This window comes from Mesorhizobium sp. M1078, assembly GCF_040318615.1.
Taxonomy (GTDB): Bacteria; Pseudomonadota; Alphaproteobacteria; order Rhizobiales; family Rhizobiaceae; genus Mesorhizobium.
This window is the reverse complement of the sequence record NZ_JAMYMP010000004.1, coordinates 155566-180521: the sequence shown is the minus strand read 5'-3', so window position 1 is coordinate 180521 and position 24956 is coordinate 155566. Positions and strand designations below refer to the sequence as shown.

Here is a 24956-nt window from a genome sequence, read left to right as displayed (position 1 = left end):
CATGCGCGCACTGCAACTTATCGAGGACCGCCGTCTTGAAACGGTGGACCTGCCGCCCCCACCGCCCCCCGCATTGGGCGAAGTCACGCTGCGCATCAAGGCGGTGGCGCTGAACCATATCGACGTCTGGGGCTGGCGTGGCATGGCCTTCGCCAAGCGTAAGCTGCCGCTGGTCGTCGGCGCCGAAGCCTCCGGCGAGGTCGAAGCTGTCGGCCCCGGCGTCTCCAGCCTGCTGCCCGGACAATTGCTGTCGATCTACGGCGCGCGCACCTGCGGCCTTTGCCGCGCCTGCCGCGAAGGCCGCGACAATCTCTGCGAACATGTCTCGGGCGTCCACGGCTTCCATCTCGACGGCTTTGCCCAGGAGAAGATCAACCTGCCGGCGCGCCTGCTGGTCCCTGCTCCTCCCGGCGTGACCGATGTCGGCGCGGCTGTCGCCCCCGTCACCTTCGGCACCGTCGAGCACATGCTGTTCGACAATGCCAAGCTGCAGCCCGGCGAAACCATCCTCATCCATGCCGGCGGCTCCGGCATCGGCTCGGCGGCGATCCAGCTGGCCAAGCGCATGGGTTGCACCATCATCACCACGGTCGGTTCCAACGACAAGATCGACAAGGCCAAGGCGCTCGGCGCCGACCATGTCATCAACTACCGCGACGATCGTTTCGAAGGCGTCGTGCGCAAGCTCACCAGGAAGAAGGGCGTCGACGTCGTCTTCGAACATGTCGGCGCCGACACCTTTGCCGCCTCGATGCTGTGCCTCAAGCGCGGCGGCCGCCTGGTCACCTGCGGCTCGACCTCCGGCGTGTCGACGCAGATCAATCTGATGCAGCTGTTCCAGCAGCAGCTGAAGCTGCTTGGGTCCTTCGGCTGCCGCATGGAGAACATGGCCAACGCCATGCAGAAGATGGCGGCGGGACAGGTCGCACCTGTCATCGACACCGAAGTCGGCTTCGACGGCATCGACGCCGCGTTGAAGCGCATGGAAGGCCGCGACGTGTTCGGCAAGATCATCCTGCGCGTTTCTTAGGACCATGGCCGGCTCGGTGTTCAAGAAAGCCCGCCGGGACTTCATGTTCCGCTATGGCCGAAGACTGCGCCAGATGGAGCACTGGCTGGTGGCGCGCGTGGCGATGACGATCATCTCGCTGCTGCGCCTCTTGCCCGCGGACAGGGCGCTCAATTTCGCCGACCGGGCGGCACGGCGCATCGGTCCGTGGGTCGGGCGCCACCGTGTCGCCATCAACAATCTGCGCCTTGCCTATCCCGAAAAGAGCGATGTCGAGATCGAGGCCATCGCCTCCGACATGTGGGGCAACATGGCCCGGCTCGCCGCCGAATACATCTTTCTTGACGCCCTCTTCGACTATGATCCGAACGCAGCGACGCCCGGCCGCGTCGAAGTCGGTGGCGCCGATCATTTCCATCAGATAGCTGGCGAGGACAAACCGCATATCCTGTTCACCGGCCATCTCGGCAATTTCGAGCTGCTGCCCGTGGCAGCCGCGACGTTCGGCATGAAGATCACGGCGCTGTTTCGTCCCCCGAACAATCCTTACCTCGCCGATTATATCCATTCGACGCGGCGTTCGAGCATGGGCGCCTTGCTGCCGTCTTCGACCGGCGCCTCCTTCGCGCTGGCGTCGATTCTGGAGAAAGGCGGCAATATCGGCGTTTTGGTCGACCAGAAATTCTCCAGCGGGCTGGAGACGATCTTCTTCGGTCGCCCGTGCCAGAGCAATCCGGTTCTGGGCATGCTCGCCCGTCACTATGATTGCGACGTCTATCCGGCGCGATGTGTGCGGCTGCCAGGCAACCGCTTCCGCCTCGAGATCGAGGACAAGCTGACCTTGCCGCGCAATGAAAGCGGCAGCGTCGATGTCGCGGCCACCACCCAACTGCTCGCCGACGTGGTCGAGCGCTGGGTGCGCGAGGATCCGGGACAGTGGATGTGGTTCCACAAAAGGTGGGAAATCTCGGGCCGGCGTCGGCGCCGGCGCGGACAGGCCAACGCCACCGGCCAGCGGCAGCGTCAATCTTAAGTCGTCGATAGCCTCAGTTCGTAACAACGATCCGCGTATTGCCGAAGCCGACTTCGCGCACCATCGCATAGAACATCGCGGCATTGGCGGTGTGCAGCCGCACGCAGCCATGCGATGCGGGACGCCCTAGCTGCCTGACCGCGCCGGTGCCGTGGATGGCGTAGCCGCCATGGAAGAACACCGAGTAAGGCATTGGCGACATGTGGTATTTTTTCGAATACCACATCCTCGCCGTGCGTTGCGGCCGATAGGTGCCGCGCGGCGTGAAATAGCCACTGCGGGCGGTCGACACGCTCCAGCGATAAAGCACCTGGCCGTATTGGCTGACGGTCATGGTCTGCGACGAGACGTCGATGCTGGCCACCAGCGAGGCAGCCCTGCTTTCGATGGACGTGCCGAACAGCATCGCCGCAAAAGCAGCTGCCATGAGAACGATTTTAGTCATGAGATCAAACCCCTTTGATGCCCCTTGCCTGCCCTGTCATCACGCGGTTTTTCATCTTTTTAACGACAGGTGAGTGATCTAACACACACTCCTTGATAAATTCGCCAATCTAAAGCAGCGAATTTGAACGATTTTCCCGCCATAGTTGCCGCTGCGACACGAAGTTTCGGCGCCAGTGGCGCGATGCTTGCAAAACCACCCCCTTGCCTGCTCAAATCCGGGAATGAACGAACGACTCTTCAAAGCGATAGACGCCCGTGTTGATGACTTGGTCGCACTGACCGCCGACCTGATCCGCTTCCCGACCATCAACCCACCTGGCGAAGCCTATCGCCCCTGCGTCGAATATATAGGTGCGCGCCTAGGCAGGCTTGGCTTCGAAACCGAATTCATCCGCGCCGAAGGCACGCCCGGCGATACCGACCGCTATCCCCGCGTCAATGTCGTCGCCCGCTTCGACGGCCGCTCGCCTGGGGCCTGCGTCCATTTCAACTCGCACATCGATGTGGTCGAAGCCGGCGAGGGCTGGAGCGTCGATCCCTTTGCCGGCGTGGTGAAGGACGGCAAGGTCTACGGGCGGGGCGCCTGCGACATGAAAGGGGGCATGGCCGCCTCGATCATCGCGGCGGAAGCCTTCATGGAGGTATTCCCCGACTTTCCTGGCGCCATCGAAATCTCCGGCACCGTCGATGAAGAGTCCGGCGGCTTCGGCGGCGTCGCCCATCTGGCGAAGCTTGGCTATTTCTCGAAACCCAAGGTCGACCACGTCATCATCCCCGAGCCGCTGAACAAGGACCGCATCTGTCTTGGCCATCGCGGCGTCTGGTGGGCGGAGATCGAGACCAAGGGCGAGATCGCGCATGGCTCGATGCCGTTCCTCGGCGACAATGCCGTGCGCCACATGGGCGCCGTGCTGCAGGCCTTCGAGGATGAACTGTTTCCGGCGCTCGATCGCAAGGTGACGCGCATGCCTGTCGTGCCCGAAGGCGCAAAGCGCTCGACCATGAACATCAACTCGATCCATGGCGGCCAGACTGAGGATTTCCGCCCCGGCCTGCCCTCACCCAACGTGCCCGACGCCTGCCGGCTGACCATCGATCGCCGCTTCCTGCTCGAGGAGGACCTTGCCACGGTCAAGAGCGAGGTGACCGATATCCTCGACCGGCTGAAGCGCGAGCGCAAAAAGTTCGACTACGAGATTCGCGACCTGATGGAGGTGCTGCCGCTGATGACCGAGCGCGATGCGCCGGTGGTCAAGGCGGTGGCGCAAGGCATCATGGCGATCTTCGCCCGCGAGCCGGATTATGTCATTTCACCAGGCACTTACGACCAGAAGCACATCGCCCGCATCGGCCACATCTATGATTGCATCGCCTATGGCCCGGGCATTTTGGACCTCGCCCACCGGCCCGACGAATGGGTCGGTATCTCTGATATGGTGGAGTCGGCCAAGGTGATGGCGATCGGGCTCAATGTGCTGCTCAGGGGCACGGCCGCGGGCTGAACCATCGACTTCGCTGAAAAAACATTCCTCCCCGCGCCGCTGCAGAGCACGAAACGCAATTTACTCCACCTCGAAATCACGCTTCTATCGCACAAGGGTTCGAGCATTTGGGAGTTGCACGATGAAATTGTGGAAAACCATTCTTGCCGCCGCGGTGCTGGCACTGGCCGGCAGTCAGGCATTTGCCGCACGCACCGACCTGGTGATCGGCATTCCGCTCGAGCCGCCGCATCTCGATCCGACCGCCGGTGCTGCCGCGGCGATCGACGAAGTGCTCTACGCCAACGTCTTCGAGGGCCTGACCCGCATCGGCCCGAATGGCGAAGTGCTGCCCGACCTTGCCGAGAGCTGGGCCATTTCCGACGATGGCAAGGTCTACACCTTCAAGCTGCACACCGGCGTCAAATTCCATGACGGCAGCGACTTCGACGCCGGCGACGTGAAGTTCTCGCTCGACCGCGCCCGCGCCGACAATTCCGTAAACGCGCAAAAGGCCCTGTTCGCCGCCATCGATACGGTCGAAGTCGTCGATCCGACGACCGTCAAGGTGACGCTGAAGAACCCGCAGGGGTCGTTCATCTACAATCTGGGCTGGGGCGACGCGGTGATCGTGGCGCCCGAGAGCGCCGACACCAACAAGGAAAAGCCTATCGGCACCGGCCCGTTCAAATTCCAGAGCTGGGCCAAGGGCTCGTCGATCACGCTGGTCAAATCCGACAACTACTGGGGCGCCCCGGTGTTCCTCGACAAAGCCGAGTTCCGCATCGTTCCCGACGCCGCCGCCGCCGTGCCGGCGCTGCTCTCGGCCGACATCCAGGCTTTCCCTTTCTTCGATCCCGACAGCGTCGCGCAGGTCAAGGACGATCCGCGCTTCAAGGTGGTGATCGGCTCGACCGAGGGCGAGACCATTCTGGCGATCAACAACAAGAAGCCGCCTTTCGACAAGCTCGAGGTGCGGCAGGCGATTGCCTTCGCGCTCGACCGCAAGGCGATCATCGACGGCGCCTCGGCCGGCCTCGGCGTGCCGATCGGCTCGCACATGTCGCCCGCCAGCAAAGCCTATGTCGACCTCACCGGCCTGTACCCGCACAATGTCGACAAGGCCAAGGAGCTGCTGAAGCAAGCCGGCTTCGAAACCGGCATCAAGGCGACGCTGAAACTGCCGCCGCCTTCCTATGCGCGGCTTGGCGGCGAGATCATCGCCTCGCAGCTGCGCGATGTCGGCATCGACCTGGAAATCATTCCGGTCGAATGGGCGCAGTGGCTGGACCAGGTGTTCACCAAGAAGGATTACGACCTGACCATCGTCTCTCACACGGAGCCCAACGACATCGATATCTACTCGCGCAAGGATTATTACTTCAACTACGACAATCCGGCCTTCGACAAGATCATCGCCGAGCTGAACCTCACCTCCGACGACGCCAAGCGCAACACGCTGCTCGGCGAAGCGCAGAAGATCCTGGCCGACGACGCCGTGGTGGGGTTCCTCTATGAACTGCCGAAGGTCGGCGTCTGGGACGCCAAGCTGCAGGGCCTGTGGGAGAATGCGCCGATCCAGGCGAATGATCTGACCAAGGTGAAGTGGACGGATTGAGGCGGCGGGCCAAAGGGCGGCGTTTGCGCTCCGTCACACCCCCCTCTGCCCTGCCGGGCATCTCCCCCGCAAGGGGGGAGATCGGGCTATCATCTCCGCTTTCGCCTATCGCGAACGTTGAACGCTGGTCGACGACACGGAAACTGCTGATCTCCCCCCTTGCGGGGGGTGAGGAGTGGTCCGCGCAGCGGACGGAAAGACAACTTCTTGGGTTTACGAACAACCAACCCCCGAAGCGCCAGCGAAGGGCGGGGGGGGGGGGGGGGGGCGGCGGGCCCCCGCCTCCTCCCCTTCCTCCTTCTGCTTCTCATACACACCCCACCCCCCCCCCCCCCCCCCCCCCCCCCCCCCGGGTCCGGTAGGACAGAGGGGGGTGTGACAGAACGCTGCCTTTGCTCAGTCATCGCACTTGGCAACGCACCATTCCCGCCGCAATGACCGCCTACCTCCTCAAACGCCTCGCCATCGCGATCGCAACCTTGATCCTGGCGTCGATGGTCGTCTTCGCCGTGCTCGAAGTCCTGCCCGGCGATCCGGCGCGGCTGATGCTTGGCCTCAACGCCAGCGCCGAGCAGGTCGAACTCCTGCGCAACCAGATGGGCCTCAACGCGCCGCTTCTCCTGCGCTACCTCCACTGGGTCGGCGGTCTGCTCAGCCTCGATTTCGGCCGCTCCTACACTTATTCGGTGCCGGTCATCGACCTTGTCCGCGAGCGCACGGCGGTTTCCCTGCCGCTGGCGCTGATCGCGCTGACGCTGTCCACCATCATTGCCATTCCGGTCGGGCTCTATTCCGCCAGTCGGCGCGGCCGCGCCGGTGACACGATTGCCATGGGTGCCGCCCAGCTCGGCGTCGCCATCCCGAACTTCTGGTTCGCGCTGATGCTGATCTACCTCTTTGCCGTCTGGCTGCGGCTGGTGCCGGCCGGCGGCTTTCCCGGCTGGAGCGCCGGCGCCTTGCCGGCGCTGAAATCGCTGCTTCTGCCGGCCGTAGCACTCGCTCTGCCGCAGGCCGCGATCCTGGCTCGCGTTGCCCGCTCCGCGCTGCTCGAGGTGCTGAACGAGGATTATATCCGCACCGCCCGCGCCAAGGGCCTGCCCTATCGCGCCGTACTTTGGCGGCACGCGCTGCGCAACGCGATGATCCCGGTTCTGACCATTCTGGGCCTGCAATTCGCCTTCCTGCTCGCCGGCACCATCATCATCGAGAACGTCTTTTATCTGCCGGGCCTCGGACGGCTGGTGTTCCAGGCGATCACTCAGCGCGACCTGATCGTGGTGGAAAGCATCGTCATGCTGCTGGTCGTCGCCGTCATTGCGGTCAACCTCGTCGTCGACGTCTCCTACGCCATCGTCGATCCGCGCCTTCGAGGCCGGCAATGACGCTGCACATCGACATCCCGCAGGAGACGTTGGGCAGCATTCTGGCCAAGGCCTTCCGCAACCGCTCCTTCCACATCGGCTTCGCCATCACGGTGCTGGTGGCTGCAATAGCGGTCATCTCCTACGTCTGGACGCCCTACGACGTGACCAAACTGGTGATCTCGGACAAGACGCTGGCGCCCTCTGCGGCGCACTGGTTCGGCACCGATCATTTCGGCCGCGACATCCTGTCGATGATCATGGTCGGCGCCCGCAACTCGATTGCCGTGGCGCTGGTCGCGGTCGGCATCGGCATGGGCGTCGGCGTGCCGCTCGGCGCCTTCGCCGCGGCGCGCGGCGGGTTTGTCGACGAGGCGCTGATGCGGCTGAACGACCTCGTCTTCGCCTTCCCGGCGCTGCTGTCGGCGATCATGATCACCGCCATCTTCGGACCGGGCGCAATCAACGCCATCATCGCAATCGGCATTTTCAACGTCCCGGTGTTTGCGCGCGTCGCCCGGGCAGGTGCGCTGGCGATCTGGCCGCGCGAATTCATCCTCGCCGCGCGCGCCGCCGGCAAGAGCAAGACGCAGATTACAATCGAGCACGTGCTGCCCAACATCGCCACGCTGCTTCTGGTGCAAGGCACCATCCAGTTCGCGCTCGGCATTTTGGCCGAAGCCGGCCTCTCCTATGTCGGACTCGGCGCCCAGCCGCCAATGCCGAGCTGGGGCCGCATGCTGTTCGACGCCCAGACGCGCATGGTGGTGGCGCCTTGGATGGCGATCTTCCCCGGCATGGCCATCGTCATCACCGTGCTTGGGCTCAATCTGCTCGGCGACGGCATCGCCGACATACTCGACCCGAAATCGCGGCGGCAGCGATGAGCCTGCTGCAAATCGAGAACCTGTCGCTGGCGATCGGCGACGCGCCGATCCTGAAAGGGGTCGAGCTCTCCGTCGCGCCCGGCGAGGTGATGGGCCTGGTCGGTGAATCCGGTTCCGGCAAATCGATGACGGCGCTGACCATCATGCAGCTTCTGCCGCATGCGGCGTGCGCCACCGGCCGCGTGACCTTCGACGGCATCGATATTCTGGCCGCAACCGAGGACCAGATGTGCGCGCTGCGTGGGGACGACATCGGCATGGTGTTCCAGGAGCCGATGACGGCGCTCAACCCCGTCAAGACCATCGGCGAGCAGGTCGCCGAAGGCATACGCTGGCACACCAGGGCAAGCCGTGCCGACGCCGAAGACCGCGCGCGCAAAATGCTCGACCGCGTTGGCCTGCCGGAGGCCAAATTCCCGCTGTCGCGCTATCCGCACGAACTGTCGGGCGGCCAGCGCCAGCGCGTCGTCATCGCCATTGCCTGCGCATTGAAACCCAAGCTGCTCATCGCCGACGAGCCGACCACGGCGCTCGACGTGGTGCTGCAGGCGCAGATCCTCGACCTCTTGCGCGGCCTTGTCAGCGAAAACCGAATGGGCCTGCTGTTGATCTCGCACGATCTCGCGGTCGTCACCGAAATGGCCGAACGCATCACCATTCTGCGCAATGGCGAGGTGATGGAAGCCGGCGACACCGCACGCACGCTGTCGGAACAGCTGCATCCCTACACGCGCCAGCTGGCGCTGGCCTCCATGCACGTGCCCGCGCGCGCCAAGGTTCACGCCACCGGATCGGCCAAACCGCTGCTTGAGGTCGAAGGCGTGACACGGGACTATCCGGGCCGGCGCACCTCCCTGTTCAAGTCAGCGGCTCCGATCCGCGCCGTCGACGACGTGTCCTTGTCGCTGGCGCCAGGCCAATCGGTGGCGCTGGTCGGCCGCTCCGGCTGCGGCAAGTCAACGCTTGCCCGCATGATCCTGGCGCTCGACAAATCGACATCGGGATCGATCCGCTTTCGCGGCGAGACCATCACCGGCAAAAGCGAGGCGGAGCTCAAAGCCGCGCGGCGCGACATGCAGGTGGTGTTCCAGGATCCCTACGGCTCTTTCGACCCGCGCCAGAAGGTCGTAAAACTGGTCGCCGAGCCGCTGCATGTACTGGAGACGAAGCCGACACCGGCTGAGCGGCGCGAGATGGTGGCGCACGCACTGCACGAGGTCGGCCTCGGCACCAGCGACATGGACAAATATCCGCATGAGTTTTCCGGCGGCCAGCGCCAGCGCCTGTCCATCGCCCGCGCCATCATCACAAGGCCGAAGCTGGTCGTCGCCGACGAGCCGGTCTCGGCGCTCGACGTCTCGATCCGCGCCCAGATCCTCGATCTGTTCGCAGAGCTCAACCAGAAGCTCGGCATCGCCTATCTCTTCATCACTCACGATTTGACCGTCGCCCGCGCCATCACCGATGAGGTGCTGGTCATGCATGACGGCAGGATCGTCGAGCGCGGCAAGACCGGTGACGTGCTCGATCATCCGCAGTCGGAGGCGGCCAGGGCGCTGGTCGCGGCTGCGCCCGATCTGCATCGGGCGATCGCTCACCGTATGCAGGAACAGGGGTGAGTGACCGGTTCGCGCAGCGAATTCATCGTGCCAGTGGCACGATGAAAGGTCACAAACGCTGGGACGCTGCGAAGCAGCGGGGACCCGGCTGGGCGGCCGTTGCCCCTGGTCTGCCTCACTCCTCCGGCTTCACCACATCGACCGGGCTTATGTCGAGCAAATCGAGCGTGCGGCGCAGCAGCCGCACTTCGCTCTCGGCCAGCTTGGAATCGGCTTTGGCGATCTCCGCCATGTGGAGCGCCAGCAACTTGCGCCGTTCGACATCGAGATCGCGGAACAGCGCAATGGCTTGCGAACCGTTGGTCTCGTAGCCGAAATCATTGAGATATTCGATGACCGCGTCGATGCTGGTTTCCGGGATGCCGAAGGCGTCCTTGCAGATACGCCGGAAGGCGACCATTTCGCTCTCCGAAACCGAGCCGTCGGCCAGGATCATGCGAAACAGCATCAAGAGTTCCGCCGACAGCACGGGGTCGTCGGCAACCTTGCGCACGCCGGGGTCACCATCGAAGATCGAGCGTATCTGGTCGAGCAATGCCATCGCCAACAGTGTCCCTTTTTTCCGAGCCCGCCCAGTGCAAACCCAAAACTGCCCAGCGGTATTGGGATAATGACATGCACCACAGGAAATCCAAGCGCAACGCGCTTGGATGGACGTAGCGCGGAATCGGCCTTGCGCAAACCGGATGGCCATGAGAAGGCGCGGCATCGCCTTTCCAGCCGGAATGTTCAGAAAATCCCGATGCTCGACCTCGCTACCCAGACCGTCATCATGCTTGCCTTCGCCGCCTTTGCAGCCGGCTTTGTCGATTCGATAGCCGGCGGCGGCGGGCTGATCACCATCCCGGCCCTGCTGCTTGCCGGCTTCCCGCCGGTCGCAGCACTTGGAACCAACAAGCTGCAGGACATTTTCGGCACCGCTTCGGCGACCATCCACTACGCCAGGAATGGCCATGTCGATCTGCGTCGACAGCTGCCATCGGCGCTTCTGGCCCTTGCCGGCAGTGCCGTCGGCGCCTTGCTGGCGGCATTCGTGCCAGGTGATCTCCTGCGGGCGCTGCTGCCGCTGCTTTTGATCGCCATCGCGATCTACTTCGCCGTGAAACCCAACATGAACGATGTCGACCGCGCCGAGCGCCTGTCGCCCTTCCTGTTCGGGCTGATCATCGCCCCTTTGGTCGGCTTCTATGACGGGCTGTTCGGGCCGGGAGCCGGCTCCTTCTATATGCTGGCCTTCGTCAGCCTTGCCGGCTTCGGCGTGCTCAAGGCGACGGCACACACCAAGCTGCTCAATTTCGCCTCCAACATTGGCGGCTTCATCGTCTTTGCCGTCGCCGGCGTCGTCTACTGGAAGATCGGGCTTATGATGGGCGTCGCCCAGTTCCTCGGCGCCCGGCTCGGCGCCAGCCTTGCCATCCGCATCGGCGCCCGGCTGATCAAGCCGCTGCTGGTGATCATCTGCCTGGCTCTGGCGGTGAAGCTGCTGGCCGACCCGGCGAACCCATTGCGCCAGCTGATTGGTGTATAAGCCTCACGCCTGATAGAGTGCCGTTGTACGAATCATGTTGGAGGGACCACACATGAATCTTAGTGCACCCACTCAGCTTGTTTTCATCATCTCCCTTGTTATCGCCATCATCGGCGTGCTCGCCGCGCTTGGCGTTCTTGCGTTCATTCCTCTGGCTGCGGTGTGGATTGTCCTCATCGCATACATTGTGCTTGCCGCCGCCTGCCTGATGCGCGGCGCCTAGGCACCCGCGACCTCTGCAATTCGAAGCGCCCGGTCAAAAGCCGGGCGCTTTTGCTTTGGATGCATGGTCTGTTAGGCTCTTCCGCGGAAGGATGACCATGCCCGTCGAGACGGAGCGCCACGATCAACAGTAGGGCCCGGTCGCCGACCGGTTCGAGATGGTGCGGCGCGCGCCGGGCCTGCTGCTGCAGAATGCGGTCACCGACATTTGTGGCTATCGCGAAACGGCGCCCGGCCATTTTCGCAATGTCGAATACGCCTCGCTCACCGTCCCGCTGGTGATCAGCTTCGCAGAACCCCTCGCCATCGGCCTTGGCCGCAAGCCCGCGTCGAGGTCGGCGAAGCGCCCGAACTTCGTCATCAACGGGCGAAGCGGAAGCGCAGACCCGAGGATGACGAAACGATGGGCGGCCCTACCTCGCTAACCCAAAAATCGCATCGCAATCGAGATGGCGCTCCAGTTCGGTTGCGATCTCGTCCAGAGCGTTTTCCACCTCCGCTCGATAGTCGACGCCGCCGCCTTTGACGCCGAGGCTCTCCAAGAATCTCGCCCGGAAAGCGTCGGCGGAAAACAGGCCGTGCAGATAGGTGCCAAAAACCTTGCCATCGGCGGAAATGGCACCGTCGTCGGTGCCGTTGATCACAGCCGACGGCCGCGCCATGTCCGGCCCGGTGGTGCGGCCAAGATGAATTTCGTAGCCCTCGAGCGCGAGGCCGAACGGCACTGAGCGGGCGCTGACATTGCGCACCGTCTTTTCCGGCTCCATCACCGTCTCGATGTCGAGCAGACCAAGACCTTCCGCCTCGGTGACGCTGCCCTCGATGCCATCGGGATCGCGCACCAGGCGGCCGAGCATCTGGAAACCGCCGCAAATGCCGACGATATGGCCGCCGCGTTTGCGGTGCGCGAGGAGATCGCGATCCCAGCCATTCTCGCGGAATTTCATGAGATCCCCGATCGTCGATTTGGAACCGGGAATGACCACCAGGCCGGCATCCTCCGGCAAGCGCTGCCCCGGCGGCACGAACACCACTTCGACCTGCGGCTCGGCCTTGAGCGGGTCGAGGTCGTCGAAATTGGCGATGCGGCCAAGCATCGGCACGGCGACCTTCAACGCCCGCTTCTCGCCCGATGCCAGGCGTTCGAGCACGACCGAATCCTCCGAAGGCAATCGCGCCGCCGCCTTCAGCCACGGCACGACGCCAAAGCAGCGCCAGCCGGTGAAGCTTTCGATCGACCGGATGCCGTCGTCGAACAGCGAGACATCGCCGCGGAACTTATTGATGAGGTAGCCGACGATCATGCGCCTGTCTTCCTCCGGCAGGATCAGATGCGTGCCGGCGACCGAAGCGATGACGCCACCGCGGTCGATGTCGCCGACCAGAATCACCGGCACGTCGGCGCGTGTGGCAAAGCCCATATTGGCGATGTCGCGGCTGCGCAGGTTGATTTCGGCCGGCGATCCGGCGCCCTCGACGATGACCAGATCGGCGCCCTCACCGACCTTCGTCCAGGACTCCAGCACGGCGTCCATCAGCCCCGCTTTCATTGTCTGGTAGTCGCGCGCTCGCGCCTCGCCGAACACCTTGCCTTGCACGATCACCTGCGAACCGATGTCGCTCTGGGGTTTGAGCAGCACTGGATTCATATGCACGGTCGGCTGAACACCACACGCCAGCGCTTGCAGCCATTGCCCACGGCCAATCTCGCCGCCGCCGGGGCGGTCGTCGCCCGGAATGTCGGCGACGGCGGCATTGTTCGACATGTTCTGCGGCTTGAACGGCCTGACTTTCAGCCCGCGACTCCTGGCCGCGCGGCAGAGCCCCGCCACCAGCACCGTCTTGCCGACATCCGAACCCGTGCCTTGCAGCATGATCGCCTTGGCCATGCTCAGCCCCTGCCCTGCGCGCCGGAAACGGTCGACTTCTGCGACAGCGGCCCGCCGCGCCAGATGTAGAGCGCCAGCAACGGTTCGCTGCCGGTGCGCATGGCATGGCTGACATTGGAGGCGTGATGGATAATTTCGCCCGCCTGGCGGATGTGAAAGCCGCCCTCGCCCATGCGCCATTCGGTGCCGCCGGTCAGCGGAATGTAGATCTCCTCGGCAATGTGATGATGGTCGGGATAGGTGATGCCGGGTCCCAGGATCAGCAATCCGGCCGCGACCTCTTCATTGGCGAAATGGCCGCGCGTGCCAAACACCTCCAGCCAGCCGTATTTTTGCAAGAACGCTTCACCAAAATCGCTCGCGTTGTAGGTCTGCCCCCAGCACAGATCGTCACGACGCTCCGCCAGCAGTTGCACCACAGGCTGCGGGTCCGGCGGCGCCAGTTCGACAATGCGGTCGAGCAGACCGAGGCACGGCAGCGGATGCGCTTCGAGCACGCGCGCCGTCATATTCCAGCCGATCCGGGTCACGGCGTCCCGCACCAGCGCGTTGTCCACGCCTCGGAGATAGTCATGGAAGCGGTCGAGCAATTCGTCGAAATGTGTCGGCACGCAATGCTCCGTTGATCCATTCATGCACAGCGGCTGCGCGGCGAGCCGGGTTGCGCGGCGGCATCATTGGTCTAGATTGGGCGCCGCGCAAAGCCAAAAACAACAGGCCAGCAAGCCAACCCCAGTTGGGGAAACACAGGGAGCACGCCATGGACGCCGCGGTCGATGCGAGCACCAGCCAGTTCGAGCTCAACGAGGAACAGCGCGCCATCCAGGAGATGGCACAGGCCTTCGCCGCCGATCGCGTTGCGCCCAATGCTCTCGAATGGGACCGGGCAAGATACTTTCCCGCCGACGTAATCCGCGAGACCGGCCCGCTTGGCCTTGGCGGCATCTATGTCAGGGACGATGTCGGCGGCTCGGCGCTCGGCCGGCTCGACGCCGTGCTGATCTTCGAGGCACTGTCGCACGCCGATCCGGCGTTTTCCTCCTTCATCTCGATCCACAATATGGCAGCGTCGATGATCGACCGCTTCGGCGACGACGAGCAGCGCCAATGCTTCCTGCCGAAGCTGACCTCGATGGAATGGCTGGCGAGCTACTGCCTGACCGAGCCGGGCTCAGGCTCGGATGCCGCGGCGCTGAAGACGCGCGCGGTGAAGAGCGGCGACGACTATGTGCTTAACGGCGCCAAGCAGTTCATCTCCGGGGCCGGCGACAGCGACCTCTATGTCGTCATGGCGCGCACAGGCGCCGACGGGCCGAAAGGCATTTCCACCTTCGTCGTGCCGAAGGATGCGCCCGGCCTGTCCTTCGGCGCCAACGAGCACAAGATGGGCTGGCACATGCAGTCGACCCGCCAGGTGATCTTCGAGGACTGCAAGGTGCCGGCTGCAAACCTGCTGTCGGGGGAAGGCGCAGGTTTCGGCATCGCCATGGCCGGCCTTGACGGCGGCCGCCTCAACATCGCTGCCTGTTCGCTCGGCGGCGCGCAATCTGCGCTCGACAAGGCGCTGTCCTATACCGCCGAGCGCAAGGCTTTCGGCTCGAAGATCAACCAGTTCCAGGCGCTGCAGTTCAGGTTGGCCGACATGGAGACCGAATTGCAGGCAGCGCGGATCTTTCTCTACGCCGCCGCCTCGAAACTCGACCGCAAGGCGTCGGATGCCGGCAAATGGTCGGCCATGGCCAAGCGCTTCGTCACCGACATCGGCTTCAACGTCGCCAACGAGGCGCTGCAGCTGCATGGCGGTTATGGCTATCTTCATGATTACGGTATCGAAAAACTGGTGCGCGACCTGCGCGTCCACCAGATCCTCGAAGGCACCAACGAGATCATGCGCGTCATCATCGCGCGGGCGTTGATTGGACGGCAGTAGGCAGTAGGCAGTAGGCAGTAGGCAGTAGGCAGTAGGCAGTAGGCAAAGGATGACCGGCAAGATCAACTCGTACAAGGATCTTATCGTATGGCAGCAGGCGATGGATCTGGCTGTCAGCACCTACTCATTGACCAAGACATGGCCCAAAGAGGAATTGTATGGGCTGACCAGCCAAATCCGCCGTTCAGCAACCTCTATCCCGGCAAACATCGCGGAAGGCTATGGCCGAGACAACCGAGGCTCCTATCAGCAATTTCTCAGGATAGCCCAAGGCTCGCTGAAGGAGTTCGAGACACACCTCCAAATCGCTCAACGCATTGGCGTTGCCACGCATGGGCAAGCTGAGCACCTGCTTCTGGCGGCCGAGGCCATCGGAAAGATGCTTCGCCAACTTGTTATCAAACTCGCACCCGAATAGGTCGCCCTACTGCCTACTGCCTACTGCCTACTGCCTACTGCCTACTGCCTACTGCCTACTGCCTACTGCCTACTCATCATGGAGCACCGCTATGACCACCATCGCCTTCATTGGTCTCGGAAATATGGGCAATCCGATGGCTGCCAATCTCGTCAAGGCGGGGCACGCGGTGCACGGCTTTGACCTGATGCCGGAAAACCTCACCGTCGCCCGCGAGCATGGCGTCATTGTCATGGCGAATGCCGTGGCGGCGGTGAAGGACGCCGATGTCGTGATCACCATGCTTCCCGCCGGCAAGCACGTGCTCTCGGTCTACGAGGACATCGCACCCAAGGCCAAACCAGGCGCCCTGTTCATTGATTCCTCGACCATCGATGTCGAGTCGGCCCGCAAGGCGCATGCCGTAGCAAGGAAGCAAGGGCTGCATTCGATCGACGCCCCCGTCTCCGGCGGCACCGGCGGTGCTGCTGCGGGAACGCTAACCTTCATGGCCGGCGGCGCCAAGGATGCCTTCGCCAAGGCCGAACCGGTCCTGAAGCCGATGGCAGGCCGCATCGTCCATTGCGGCGACGACGGCGCCGGTCAGGCAGCCAAAATCTGCAACAACATGATGCTCGGCATTTCGATGATCGGCGTCGCAGAGGCCTTCGTGCTGGCCGAAAAGCTCGGCCTCTCGCATCAGGCCCTGTTCGACGTTGCCTCGACCTCGTCGGGCCAGTGCTGGTCGCTGACCACCTACTGCCCGGTGCCGGGTCCCGTGCCGGCCTCACCCGCCAACCGCGACTACAAACCGGGCTTTGCCGCGGCACTCATGCTGAAGGACCTGAAACTGGCGCAGGAAGCCGCCCAAAGCGCCGGCGCGGTGACGCCGATGGGGGCCGAAGCGGCCCAGCTTTATGCGCTGTTCAACGCCCAGGGAAATGGCGGCGACGATTTTTCCGGCATCATAAATTTCCTTCGCGGCAGTTCTCTATAAGTTTCGAAATTTGGCAGCGCTTTTCTCGATTTTTATTGCGCGGAAAAATTGCAAATTTAGATTTGCTTAAGCTCTCGATAACCCGGCGGTAACGATGTGCCTATATAACGGATGGCGAGGCGGACACATCGCATCCGCCCGGCGCTCCGGATCAGGTCTCGCGTACCGGAGCCCGTAAGTTTCGCAAGTGTATTGTTGGCGAAATGCCATGCGTATCTGGCAAAGCCGCGTTCCGATGGAGCGCGGTTTTTTGCGTTTTGCAGTCCTATACTGTTCGGTCTGAATTATATTCCGATTGCAGCGTTCGGAATTGCCTGATGGTCTTCATTGACCAGCACGATCGGTGCGCTGACCCCTTCGACCCTGACGATAAGCAGGCGCACAGTCCGGGCGCCCTGATTGCAAGGCGTCCGGCTGTCGTTCCATCTACTTCTTGCGCAAATCCGCTTGCGCCAGATCCAGCGCTTTGGCGATGCGATCGCAAGCCATGTCGATCGTCGCGCGGGTCCAGATCAGCGGCGGCGACAGGATCATCGTGTCGCCGGTGGCGCGCAGCATCAGGCCTTGCGCGATGGCGTGGTCGCGGACGGTGACGGCGGCACTGCCCGCCGGCAGGAAGCGCTCCTTGGTCGCCTTGTCCTTGACGATCTCGACCGCGCCCATCAGCCCGATCGATCGCACCTCGCCGACCAGTTCGTGGCCGGCAATGCGCTCCTGCAGCGCCTGGGCGAAGTAAGGTCCAGTGTCGTTCCTGACCCTGTCGACTAGGCCTTCTCGCTCCATGATCTCGAGATTCTTCAGCGCCACCGCGCAGGCCACCGGGTGACCCGAATAGGTATAGCCGTGGTAGAATTCGCCGCCCTTTTCGACCAGCGTCGCCGCGATACGGTCGCCGACCAGCAGCGCCGACAGCGGCTGATAGCCAGAGGTCAGTGCCTTGGCCGTGGTGATGGTGTCGGCTTCGACGCCGAAGGTCTGCGCCGCAAACCATTCGCCGGTGCGGCCATAGCCGGTGATGACCTCGTCCAGCATCAAAAGCACATCGTATTTGCGGCAGATTCGCTGCACTTCCGGCCAGTAGCTCATCGGCGGTATCTTCACCCCGCCCGCCCCCATCACCGGCTCGCCGATGAAGGCCGCGACCTTGTCGGCGCCGGCCTCCAGAATGGCATCCTCGACCGCCTTGGCGGCGCGCAGGCCGAAATCATGGTCGCTTTCGCCGGGCAGCCCCAACTCATAGGCATAGGGCATCATCACATGGACGATGTTGGGAACCGCCCCGCCGAGTTGCTTGTGCATCAAATCCATGCCGCCGAGCGACGTGCCGGCGACGGTCGAGCCGTGATAGGCCGACTTGCGCGAGATGATGCGGTTCTTCTCCGGCTTGCCTTCCAGCACCCAATAGTGGCGCACGAGCCGCAGCGCCGTGTCGTTGGCCTCCGAGCCGGAGGAGCCGTAGAAAACCTGGCTGATGCCCTTGGGCGCCAGCTCGGCCAGCTTCTTCGACAGCAGCACGGGCGTCGGCGTCGAGCATTTGAAGAAGGAATTGTAGTAGGGCAATTCCTTCATCTGCGCGTAAGCGGCGTCGGCCAGCTCGTCGCGGCCATAGCCGACATTGACGCACCACAGCCCGGCCATGCCGTCGAGTATTTCGGTGCCATCGGCATCGTAGATGAACGGGCCGTTGGCGTGGGTGATGATGCGCGAGCCGGTCTCGCGCAATTCCCTGTGGTCGGTGAAGGGATGCAGATGATGCGCGGCGTCAATCTGCTGAAGCTGCTTCAGCGAATAGTTCTGGTAAGTCATGGGTTTGCTCTTTCCTCTGGAATCAAACCGGCAAGCTGCCGGGGCGACTTCGTCAGAGGACGGCGGGCGGCGAATAGCCGATGCGGGCGCACAGCCTGAGCAGTTCGGCGCGCAGCGTGCGCGGCGACGGTGTCACCGCGACCCCGAAGGCGCCGGATGTGCTCATGTAGACCATGGCGGCAGTCTATGCCGCCCGAGGCCCGGAATTCAAGCGGTGCCGCTCAATACCCTTTGCAGGAACACGTATTTCATGGCGGTTTGCGCCGCTTGCGGCCGGCGGTCGCCGCGCCCGCCATGGCCGCCTTCCGTCTCCTCGAAGAACAACGTCTTGCCGTGACCTGCTTCCTGCAGCTTCGCCGCCATCTTGCGGGCATGGCCGGGATGGACGCGGTCGTCGGCGGTTGATGTCGTGAGCAGCACCGGGGGATAGACGGCATCGGCCGAGACATGATGGTACGGCGAATAGGCGGCGAGCCACTTGGCTTCTTCCGGTTTTGCCGGATCGCCATATTCGCCGATCCACGAGGCGCCTGGCGGCAGTTCGGTGTAGCGCAGCATGTCGAGCAGCGGCACCTCGATGATGACGGCGCCGAACAGTTCGGGATGCTGCGTCAGGGAAACGCCGGTAAGCAGGCCGCCATTCGAGCCGCCCTGGATGCCGAGGGAAGCAGCCGTGGCTATGCCGCGCCTGACGACGTCCTGCGCCACCGCGGCGAAATCGTCGAAGGCAGTCTGGCGATTGCCCTTCAGCGCGGCCTGATGCCAGGCCGGCCCGAACTCGCCGCCACCGCGGATGCAGGCCTGCACATAGGCGTTGCCCTTTTCCAGCCACAGCCTGCCGCGCACGCCGGCATAGCCGGGCAGCAGCGGTATTTCGAAGCCGCCATAGCCGTAGAGCAGCGTCGGCACCGGACCCTTCTGGTCGCGCCGCCTGACGACGAAATACGGGACCATTGTGCCGTCCTTCGAGCGCGCCTCGAACTGTTCGGAGACCAGCGGCGCGGCGTCGAACCGAGCCGGCTGCGATTTCACGGTGGCCAGCGTCGCCCCGTCATCGTCCGACCAGATGATCGAACTCGGCGTCAGGAAATCGGTGAAGGAGAAGGAGACGCTGGAACCGAAATGCTCGGCATGCGCGATGCCGACATTGCCGTTCTCGGGCAGCGCCACCGGCTTCAGCGACCAGCGGTCGCCGCTGCGCTCGGCGACAACGACCTTGCCGCGCACATTGTCCATCAGATTGATGAACAGCCGGTCCTGAGTGCGGGCAATGCCGGCGACCGAAACACGGTGCGCTGGCGCGAGCATGGTTTCAACAGGGCCCAGGTCGCCGGTGTCGATCCAGTGTTCGAAATCGAAGGAATAGAGGCCGTCCGGCAAGCACTCAGTGCCGCCCGGCGCCGTCCATGGGCTGCGCACCCCGAACACCAACCGGCCCTTGAACAGCGCGGTGTCGGTGACATCGTCCGGCAGCGGGATGCGCCGTTTTTCGCCCGACGGCAGGCGCAGAAAACTGTGCGAGGAGAAGAAGGCGATCGTGCGGGCCAGAAACAAATACTGCCTGTCGCCATCATGCTCGACCCCCGCGCCGGCCGCGAGATCCTGCTTCTCGGCCTCGAAGATCGGCGTCGCCTCCTCCAACCGGGTGCCGCGCTTCCACAGCTTGACGACGCGCGGATAACCGGACTGGGTCTTGTCGTCTTCATTGAAGGCAGCCGAGACAATGACCGTGTCCTTGTCCAGCCAGGAAAAGCCGGATTTCGAGGCGGGAGCGCGGAAGCCGCCCTCGATGAATGATTTGGTCTCGATGTCGAATTCGCGCATCTCGCTGGCATCGCCGCCATCCGGCGACATCGCCACCAGGCAAAGGTTGAAATCGGGGTAAAGGCGGCTGGCGCCGCTGAACACCCACTTCACCCCCTCCTTGGCCGACAGCACGTCGAAGTCGATGATCGTCTCCCACACAGGCTTCTCGGTCTTGTAGGAAGCAACCGTCGTGCGGCGCCAGAGGCCGAGCACATTGGTCTTGTCCTGCCAGAAATTATAGACTTGGCCGTTGAGCGCGGCACCGACCGCAATGTTGTCCTCGGCCGTCATCAGGTCGAGCGCCGTCTCGAACGCCGCCTGGTAGGACGGATCGCCCTGTAGTTCGGCCATGGTGATCTCGTTCTGGCGATGCACCCAGTCGAGCGATTCCTTGCTGGTCCGGTCCTCCAACCAGAGGAACTTGTCCTCCGCGGTGGCATCCGTCTGGCGTTTTGTCGTCGATTGGGTCACGCATGGTCTCCAGGCTAGTGGCGGGCAGCCCTGCCTACATCGCGTTCCAAGCGGTTTTATTCAAGATGGTCACGTTCGGTCATCGGTGGGAATGCGACCTCAAACCATCCGCCGGCGCAGGACCGTGGCCACAGCCAGTGCCAGACAAATCGTGCCCAGCGTGATCGGCAGGCCGTAGGCGCCGATCACATCCATGACGCCACCCGCCAGCGGCGGCACCACGATGCCGCCGATGCCCCACATCAGGGAGAAGGCGGCATTGCCGGCGACCAGCGCCGAGCCGGTAAAGCGCTCGCCGAGCTCGATGATCGACATGGTGTAGATGCCATAGGAGACCGCGCCCCAGATAAAGACGCAAGGCCAGATCAACGGCGTCTCGATCAGCAGCGGCAGCAGCACGCAGCCCAGCACAGTCACCACGACGCAGACGAATCGCACCAGCCGCGCCGTCAGCCGTTCCGCCAGCAAGCCGAGCGGCACCTGCATGGCGATGTTGCCTGCGATCATCACCGACAGCAGCGCCGACATGCGCGCTTCCGCGATGCCATAGTGCGTGCCGTAGACCGGCAGCAGCGCCAGCACGCCCTGTTCGAAACCGGCGGCAACGACCACCGCCGACAGCAGTAGCCATGCCAGTGGCACGAAGCCCATGACCGAAACCCGGCGCCCAGCTTCGTCGACCTTCGGCAGTCGCGGCAGCACCAGCGCGAGGCAGGCGCCGCAAAAGATGAAGGCGGCGATCCCCACCAGGAATGGCGGCCATCCCACGGTGCCGACAGCGAGCAGGCAGAGCGGCCCGGCAGCGAAGCCGGCCGAGATGATGGTTGAATAGACACCCATGACGCGACCGCGGCGCGATGGCGGCGCCAGTGCAATGACCCAGATTTCGCTCAAGACATAGAGCGGATTGGTCACCACCCCGATCAGGAAGCGCAGCGGAAACCACAGATAGACATTCTGCGTCCACCCGATCAGCGCCAGAACGATCGCCGAAAGCGCCGCGCAGGTAAGCGCGGTGCGCCCTGCCCCGAACCGGCGCGCCAGTGCCGGGATCAGCGGCGACGAGACAATGAAGCCGATCGGCGTCATTGCCGCCGAGAGCCCGATGATGGCCGGCGAAACGCCTTGGCGTTGCAGGATGAAGCTCAGCAGCGGATAGGACAGGCCTTGCGCGATGGCGAACACCGAGACGGTCGCGATCACGCCGCTGATCGCCGCCCACTGCATCTTCTCGTTGTCAGCTTCCGCCAGGTTCATCATTGGGACCTAAACCAGATTCAGGACTAGCTTTTCTGTCCGATCGGGTAAGCCCCGCCCCGGGAAAAACCGTTTGCTCCAGACAAGGCCTGTCATGAGTTTGGGCCTGTCAGGAGTTTTTGGGCCGTCAGGAGTTTTGGCGCTTGAACGATCGATAGAGCGCGAAGCTCACCAGCAGCGCGTCGAGGCCGGCGATGACCACCGGCAGACCCAGCGGACCGATGATCTGCATCAAGGCACCGGCGCCAGGCGGGCCGACAATGCCGCCGGCGCCCCACATCAATGCGAAGGCGGCGTTGCCGGCGACCAGCACGGTTCCCCTGAAGCGGCTGCCGAGCTCCACCAGCGCCATGGTGTAGACGCCGTAGCCGACAGCGCCCATGACGAGAAGGACGAGCCAGATCGCCGGCGTCGTGATCAGCAACGGCAGCAAAACCGCGCAGGTCGTTGTCGCCAACGCACAGAAGATGATCATCGCCCGCCCGCCGAAACGCTCGGCCAGCAGGCCGAGCGGGATTTGCAGGAAGATGTTTCCCAGCGACAGTGCCATCACCAGGGCCGCCAGCGTCCTTTCGGGCAGGCCATAGGCGGCACCGAAGACCGGCATCAAAGCGTAGGTGCCCTGCTGGACCGCCGCCGAAACCAGCAGGGCAAACAACAGCGCCGGCGCCAGCCTGGCGAAACCGAAAAAGCCGCCGGGCAATTTGCAGTCATCCTCGAAGCCGGCGAGGCTTGACGAAACAGCACGAAGGATCGCGGCGCACAGGATGAAGCCGGCCATGCCGACCAGGAAAGGAACCCAGCCCGATATCCCTACCGCGGTCAGGACCAAAGGCCCCGCAGCATAGCCAGCGCCCAGCACGGTGTTGAATGCCCCCATCACCCTGCCGCGGCGCGACGGCGGCGCCAGCGACAGCGCCCATACTTCGCCCAGTATATAGAGCGGGTTGATGACGATACCGATGATGAAGCGGATGACGAACCAGCCCACCCAGTCCTGCAGGTAGCCGATGCCGAGGAAGCACAGCGCCCCAATCAATGAGCAACCCACAGCCAGGTTGCGCGCGCCGACCAGCCGAACGGCTGCCGGCACGAACGAGGCCGAAAAGGATCAGGCCAAGCGGCATCATCGCTGCCGACAAGCCGATCAGCGCCGGCGACATGCCTTGCTTCTGCATAAGCAGCGTAAACAGCGGCGAGCTCAGCCCTTGCGCCGCACCGAACATCGCGAGGGCGGCAGTTACGCCGGCAAGCGCCGCCCATTGCGTCCCCGCTTCGCCATCGCTCGAACCGGTCGCAGCCATGATGCCTTCCACATGAATTGCCGGCCCCATCCAGCGGCAAACCACTGAGCTAGCGGTTCGATTTAGGGAAAGGAAGGGCCGCGCCTGAAATCCCCTTGCGCAAAGAGCCGCAGTGGGGCGCGTCCTGTCCGCCAATCCCCGGCAAGGTTGTCAGCTATCGGACTGCCGTTCGAGCATGTCGCTTCCCTCGTCCTAGTGGTCGCCGCCTCCGCAATGGTCGGACAGCCGCCGGTCCATTATGCCGCCCGCTACCAGCATCGTACGAGGACCATCATGACCGCCGCCCTGCATCCAGCCGAACCGCCTTTGGCAACCGACCGGGCCCGTCGCGGTGGCCGTGCGGGCAAGCGCGCCGGCGGCTCGGCCGCCTTCGAACAGCCGGCTTTTCGGCAACTGAGAAATCCGCTAACGCCGACCAAGCTGGTCTCTGACGACGAGCTGGAATCGATCCACCTCGCCTCGCTGCGCGTCTTGAGGGAAATAGGCGTCGACGTGCTGCATGACGAAGCGCGCCGCATGATGAAGGAAAACGGCGCCGATGTCCGCGAGGGCAGCGAGCGCGTGCGCTTCGACAGCGACATGATCCTCGATCTCATCTCCAACTGCCCGTCGGAATTCACGCTCCATGCCCGCAACCCGGCGCACAATGTGCGCTTCGGCGGCAACAATGTGATCCTGTCGATGATGGCGTCGGCACCGAACTGCTCCGACCTCGATCGCGGCCGCCGTCCGGGCAACCAGCAGGACTACCGCAACTTCCTGCGCCTGGCACAGATGCACAACATCCTGAACTGCACCGGCGGTTATCCGGTCGAGCCGACCGACATCCATCCTTCCGTGCGCCACCTCGAATGCATCCGCGACCTCGCCACGCTGACCGACAAGGTGTTCCACATCTATTCGCTCGGCAAGGAGCGCAATGTCGACGGCATCGAGATCGCCAGGATCGCCCGCGGCATCAGCCATGAGCAGATGCTCGAAGAGCCGTCCGTCTTCACCATCATCAACACCAATTCGCCGCTGAAACTGGATGTGCCGATGATGGAAGGCATCATCCAGATGTCGAGCAAGGGTCAGGTCGTCGTCATCACGCCCTTCACCCTGTCCGGCGCGATGGCGCCGGTGACCATCGCCGGTGCGCTGGTGCAGCAAAATGCCGAGGCGCTGTCCGGCATCGCCTTTGCCCAGATGGTGAGAAAGGGCGCGCCGGTTGGCTATGGCGGCTTCACCTCGAATGTCGACATGAAGTCGGGCTCGCCGGCCTTCGGCACGCCTGAATATATGAAGGCGCAGCTTGTCGGCGGCCAGCTTGCCCGCCGTTACAAGATCCCCTACCGCACCTCCAATACCTGCGCCGCCAACACCGTCGACGCGCAGGCAGCCTATGAAAGCGTGTTCTCGCTGTGGGGCGCCATCCAGGGCGGCGGCAATCTGATGATGCACGGCGCCGGCTGGCTCGAAGGCGGCCTGCGCTGTTCCTACGAGAAGACCATGCTGGACATCGACCTGTTGCAGATGGTGGCCGAGTTCCTCACCCCGCTCGACCTGTCCGACGAAGCGCTCGGCTTCGACGCCATCCAGTCGGTCGGCCCCGGCGGCCATTTCTTCGGCACCCAGCACACGCAGGACCGCTACAAGACAGCCTTCTACTCGCCCATCCTCTCCGACTGGCGCAATTTCGAGACCTGGGCCGAAGCCGGATCGCCGACCGCGCTGGAAAAGGCCAACAAGGTCTGGAAGGAGCGGCTGGCATCCTACGAGGAACCCTATATGGACCCGGCGATCCGCGAAGAGCTCAACGACTTCGTCGAAAAGCGCACGGCCGAAGGCGGCGCGCCGACCGATTTTTGATCGGCAAGCAACTGGCGGCATCCTGCCAACCGACACACCTGAT

At 63.6% G+C, this 24956-nt stretch carries 22 protein-coding genes and 1 pseudogene; 14 read left to right on the top strand and 9 right to left on the bottom strand.

The features are described from left to right. The first annotated feature begins 1 nt into the window (after window position 1). Window positions 2-1030 (top strand): zinc-binding dehydrogenase, encoded by a 1029-nt coding sequence (locus NKH38_RS08595; RefSeq protein WP_023815478.1) that lies wholly within the window; start codon window positions 2-4, stop codon window positions 1028-1030. 4 nt (window positions 1031-1034) lie between these two features. Next, window positions 1035-2042, top strand: a complete 1008-nt coding sequence (locus NKH38_RS08590) for a lipid A biosynthesis lauroyl acyltransferase (protein WP_352763477.1) — start codon at window positions 1035-1037, stop codon at window positions 2040-2042. Between the two features lie 13 nt (window positions 2043-2055). On the opposite strand, the gene NKH38_RS08585 is transcribed toward NKH38_RS08590, so the two are convergent. Next, window positions 2056-2487: a L,D-transpeptidase gene (locus NKH38_RS08585; RefSeq protein ID WP_023681747.1), complete on the bottom strand. Its 432-nt coding sequence runs from the start codon at window positions 2485-2487 to the stop codon at window positions 2056-2058. A 223-nt stretch (window positions 2488-2710) separates the two neighbouring features. On the opposite strand from NKH38_RS08585, the gene NKH38_RS08580 reads away from it, so the two are divergent. From NKH38_RS08580 to NKH38_RS08560, 5 genes are all read left to right on the top strand, one after another. Further along, entirely contained in the window at window positions 2711-3991 is a 1281-nt protein-coding gene (locus NKH38_RS08580) for an acetylornithine deacetylase/succinyl-diaminopimelate desuccinylase family protein (protein WP_023714367.1), read from the top strand. A gap of 121 nt (window positions 3992-4112) precedes the next feature. Beyond that, window positions 4113-5588: an ABC transporter substrate-binding protein gene (locus tag NKH38_RS08575; RefSeq protein ID WP_352763475.1), complete on the top strand. Its 1476-nt coding sequence runs from the start codon at window positions 4113-4115 to the stop codon at window positions 5586-5588. 434 nt (window positions 5589-6022) lie between these two features. Then, a complete protein-coding gene (locus NKH38_RS08570) occupies window positions 6023-6970 on the top strand; it encodes an ABC transporter permease (protein WP_352765642.1) in 948 nt (315 codons plus the stop codon). Beyond that, window positions 6967-7836 (top strand): ABC transporter permease, encoded by an 870-nt coding sequence (locus NKH38_RS08565; RefSeq protein WP_352765640.1) that lies wholly within the window; start codon window positions 6967-6969, stop codon window positions 7834-7836. Before NKH38_RS08570 ends, NKH38_RS08565 begins: the two co-directional genes overlap by 4 nt. Then, complete coding sequence (locus tag NKH38_RS08560; RefSeq protein ID WP_352765638.1) at window positions 7833-9455, top strand: ABC transporter ATP-binding protein; 1623 nt, start codon at window positions 7833-7835, stop codon at window positions 9453-9455. The genes NKH38_RS08565 and NKH38_RS08560 overlap by 4 nt, the downstream gene beginning before the upstream one ends. 115 nt (window positions 9456-9570) lie before the next feature. Here the strand turns inward: NKH38_RS08560 and NKH38_RS08555 are convergent, their stop codons facing one another. Further along, window positions 9571-10002 (bottom strand): TerB family tellurite resistance protein, encoded by a 432-nt coding sequence (locus NKH38_RS08555; RefSeq protein WP_023688142.1) that lies wholly within the window; start codon window positions 10000-10002, stop codon window positions 9571-9573. Window positions 10003-10197: 195 nt separating this feature from the next. On the opposite strand from NKH38_RS08555, the gene NKH38_RS08550 reads away from it, so the two are divergent. The 3 genes from NKH38_RS08550 (at window position 10198) to NKH38_RS08540 (ending at window position 11630) form a co-directional block, all read left to right on the top strand. Then, on the top strand, window positions 10198-10983 hold the full coding sequence (locus NKH38_RS08550; RefSeq protein ID WP_352765636.1) for a TSUP family transporter: 786 nt from the start codon (window positions 10198-10200) through the stop codon (window positions 10981-10983). 52 nt (window positions 10984-11035) lie between these two features. Next, entirely contained in the window at window positions 11036-11206 is a 171-nt protein-coding gene (locus NKH38_RS08545; protein ID WP_023670429.1) for a hypothetical protein, read from the top strand. A 157-nt stretch (window positions 11207-11363) separates the two neighbouring features. Next, window positions 11364-11630 (top strand): hypothetical protein, encoded by a 267-nt coding sequence (locus NKH38_RS08540; RefSeq protein WP_023691033.1) that lies wholly within the window; start codon window positions 11364-11366, stop codon window positions 11628-11630. On the opposite strand, the gene NKH38_RS08535 is transcribed toward NKH38_RS08540, so the two are convergent. Both NKH38_RS08535 and NKH38_RS08530 read right to left on the bottom strand, forming a co-directional pair. Next, window positions 11619-13094 (bottom strand): cobyric acid synthase, encoded by a 1476-nt coding sequence (locus NKH38_RS08535; protein WP_352765634.1) that lies wholly within the window; start codon window positions 13092-13094, stop codon window positions 11619-11621. The genes NKH38_RS08540 and NKH38_RS08535 overlap by 12 nt on opposite strands. Before the next feature lie 2 nt (window positions 13095-13096). Further along, window positions 13097-13705 (bottom strand): dimethylsulfonioproprionate lyase family protein, encoded by a 609-nt coding sequence (locus tag NKH38_RS08530; RefSeq protein ID WP_352765633.1) that lies wholly within the window; start codon window positions 13703-13705, stop codon window positions 13097-13099. A gap of 149 nt (window positions 13706-13854) precedes the next feature. On the opposite strand from NKH38_RS08530, the gene NKH38_RS08525 reads away from it, so the two are divergent. From NKH38_RS08525 to mmsB, 3 genes are all read left to right on the top strand, one after another. Next, window positions 13855-15024: an isobutyryl-CoA dehydrogenase gene (locus NKH38_RS08525; protein ID WP_352765631.1), complete on the top strand. Its 1170-nt coding sequence runs from the start codon at window positions 13855-13857 to the stop codon at window positions 15022-15024. A 49-nt stretch (window positions 15025-15073) separates the two neighbouring features. Next, window positions 15074-15442, top strand: coding sequence for a four helix bundle protein (locus NKH38_RS08520; protein ID WP_352765630.1), 369 nt, complete (start codon window positions 15074-15076; stop codon window positions 15440-15442). Between the two features lie 91 nt (window positions 15443-15533). Next, window positions 15534-16418 carry a 3-hydroxyisobutyrate dehydrogenase gene (gene mmsB / locus NKH38_RS08515; RefSeq protein ID WP_023725615.1) on the top strand — a complete coding sequence of 295 codons (885 nt, stop codon included), beginning with the start codon at window positions 15534-15536 and terminating at the stop codon, window positions 16416-16418. A 426-nt stretch (window positions 16419-16844) separates the two neighbouring features. On the opposite strand, the gene NKH38_RS08510 is transcribed toward mmsB, so the two are convergent. The 5 genes and pseudogenes from NKH38_RS08510 to NKH38_RS08490 form a co-directional block, all read right to left on the bottom strand. Beyond that, the gene (locus NKH38_RS08510) at window positions 16845-18224 is read right to left on the bottom strand and encodes an aspartate aminotransferase family protein (protein WP_352762303.1); all 1380 of its coding nucleotides are present in this window, start codon (window positions 18222-18224) and stop codon (window positions 16845-16847) included. A gap of 52 nt (window positions 18225-18276) precedes the next feature. Then, the gene (locus NKH38_RS08505) at window positions 18277-18399 is read right to left on the bottom strand and encodes a hypothetical protein (protein ID WP_023670422.1); all 123 of its coding nucleotides are present in this window, start codon (window positions 18397-18399) and stop codon (window positions 18277-18279) included. Window positions 18400-18431: 32 nt separating this feature from the next. Further along, entirely contained in the window at window positions 18432-20501 is a 2070-nt protein-coding gene (locus tag NKH38_RS08500) for a prolyl oligopeptidase family serine peptidase (RefSeq protein WP_352762305.1), read from the bottom strand. A 99-nt stretch (window positions 20502-20600) separates the two neighbouring features. Continuing rightward, entirely contained in the window at window positions 20601-21761 is a 1161-nt protein-coding gene (locus NKH38_RS08495) for an MFS transporter (protein WP_502896616.1), read from the bottom strand. Window positions 21762-21885: 124 nt separating this feature from the next. Then, a pseudogene (locus NKH38_RS08490) lies at window positions 21886-23062 on the bottom strand (MFS transporter). A 273-nt stretch (window positions 23063-23335) separates the two neighbouring features. Here NKH38_RS08490 and NKH38_RS08485 point away from each other — a divergent pair. Continuing rightward, a complete protein-coding gene (locus NKH38_RS08485; protein ID WP_023753424.1) occupies window positions 23336-24913 on the top strand; it encodes a trimethylamine methyltransferase family protein in 1578 nt (525 codons plus the stop codon). Window positions 24914-24956: the final 43 nt, after the last annotated feature.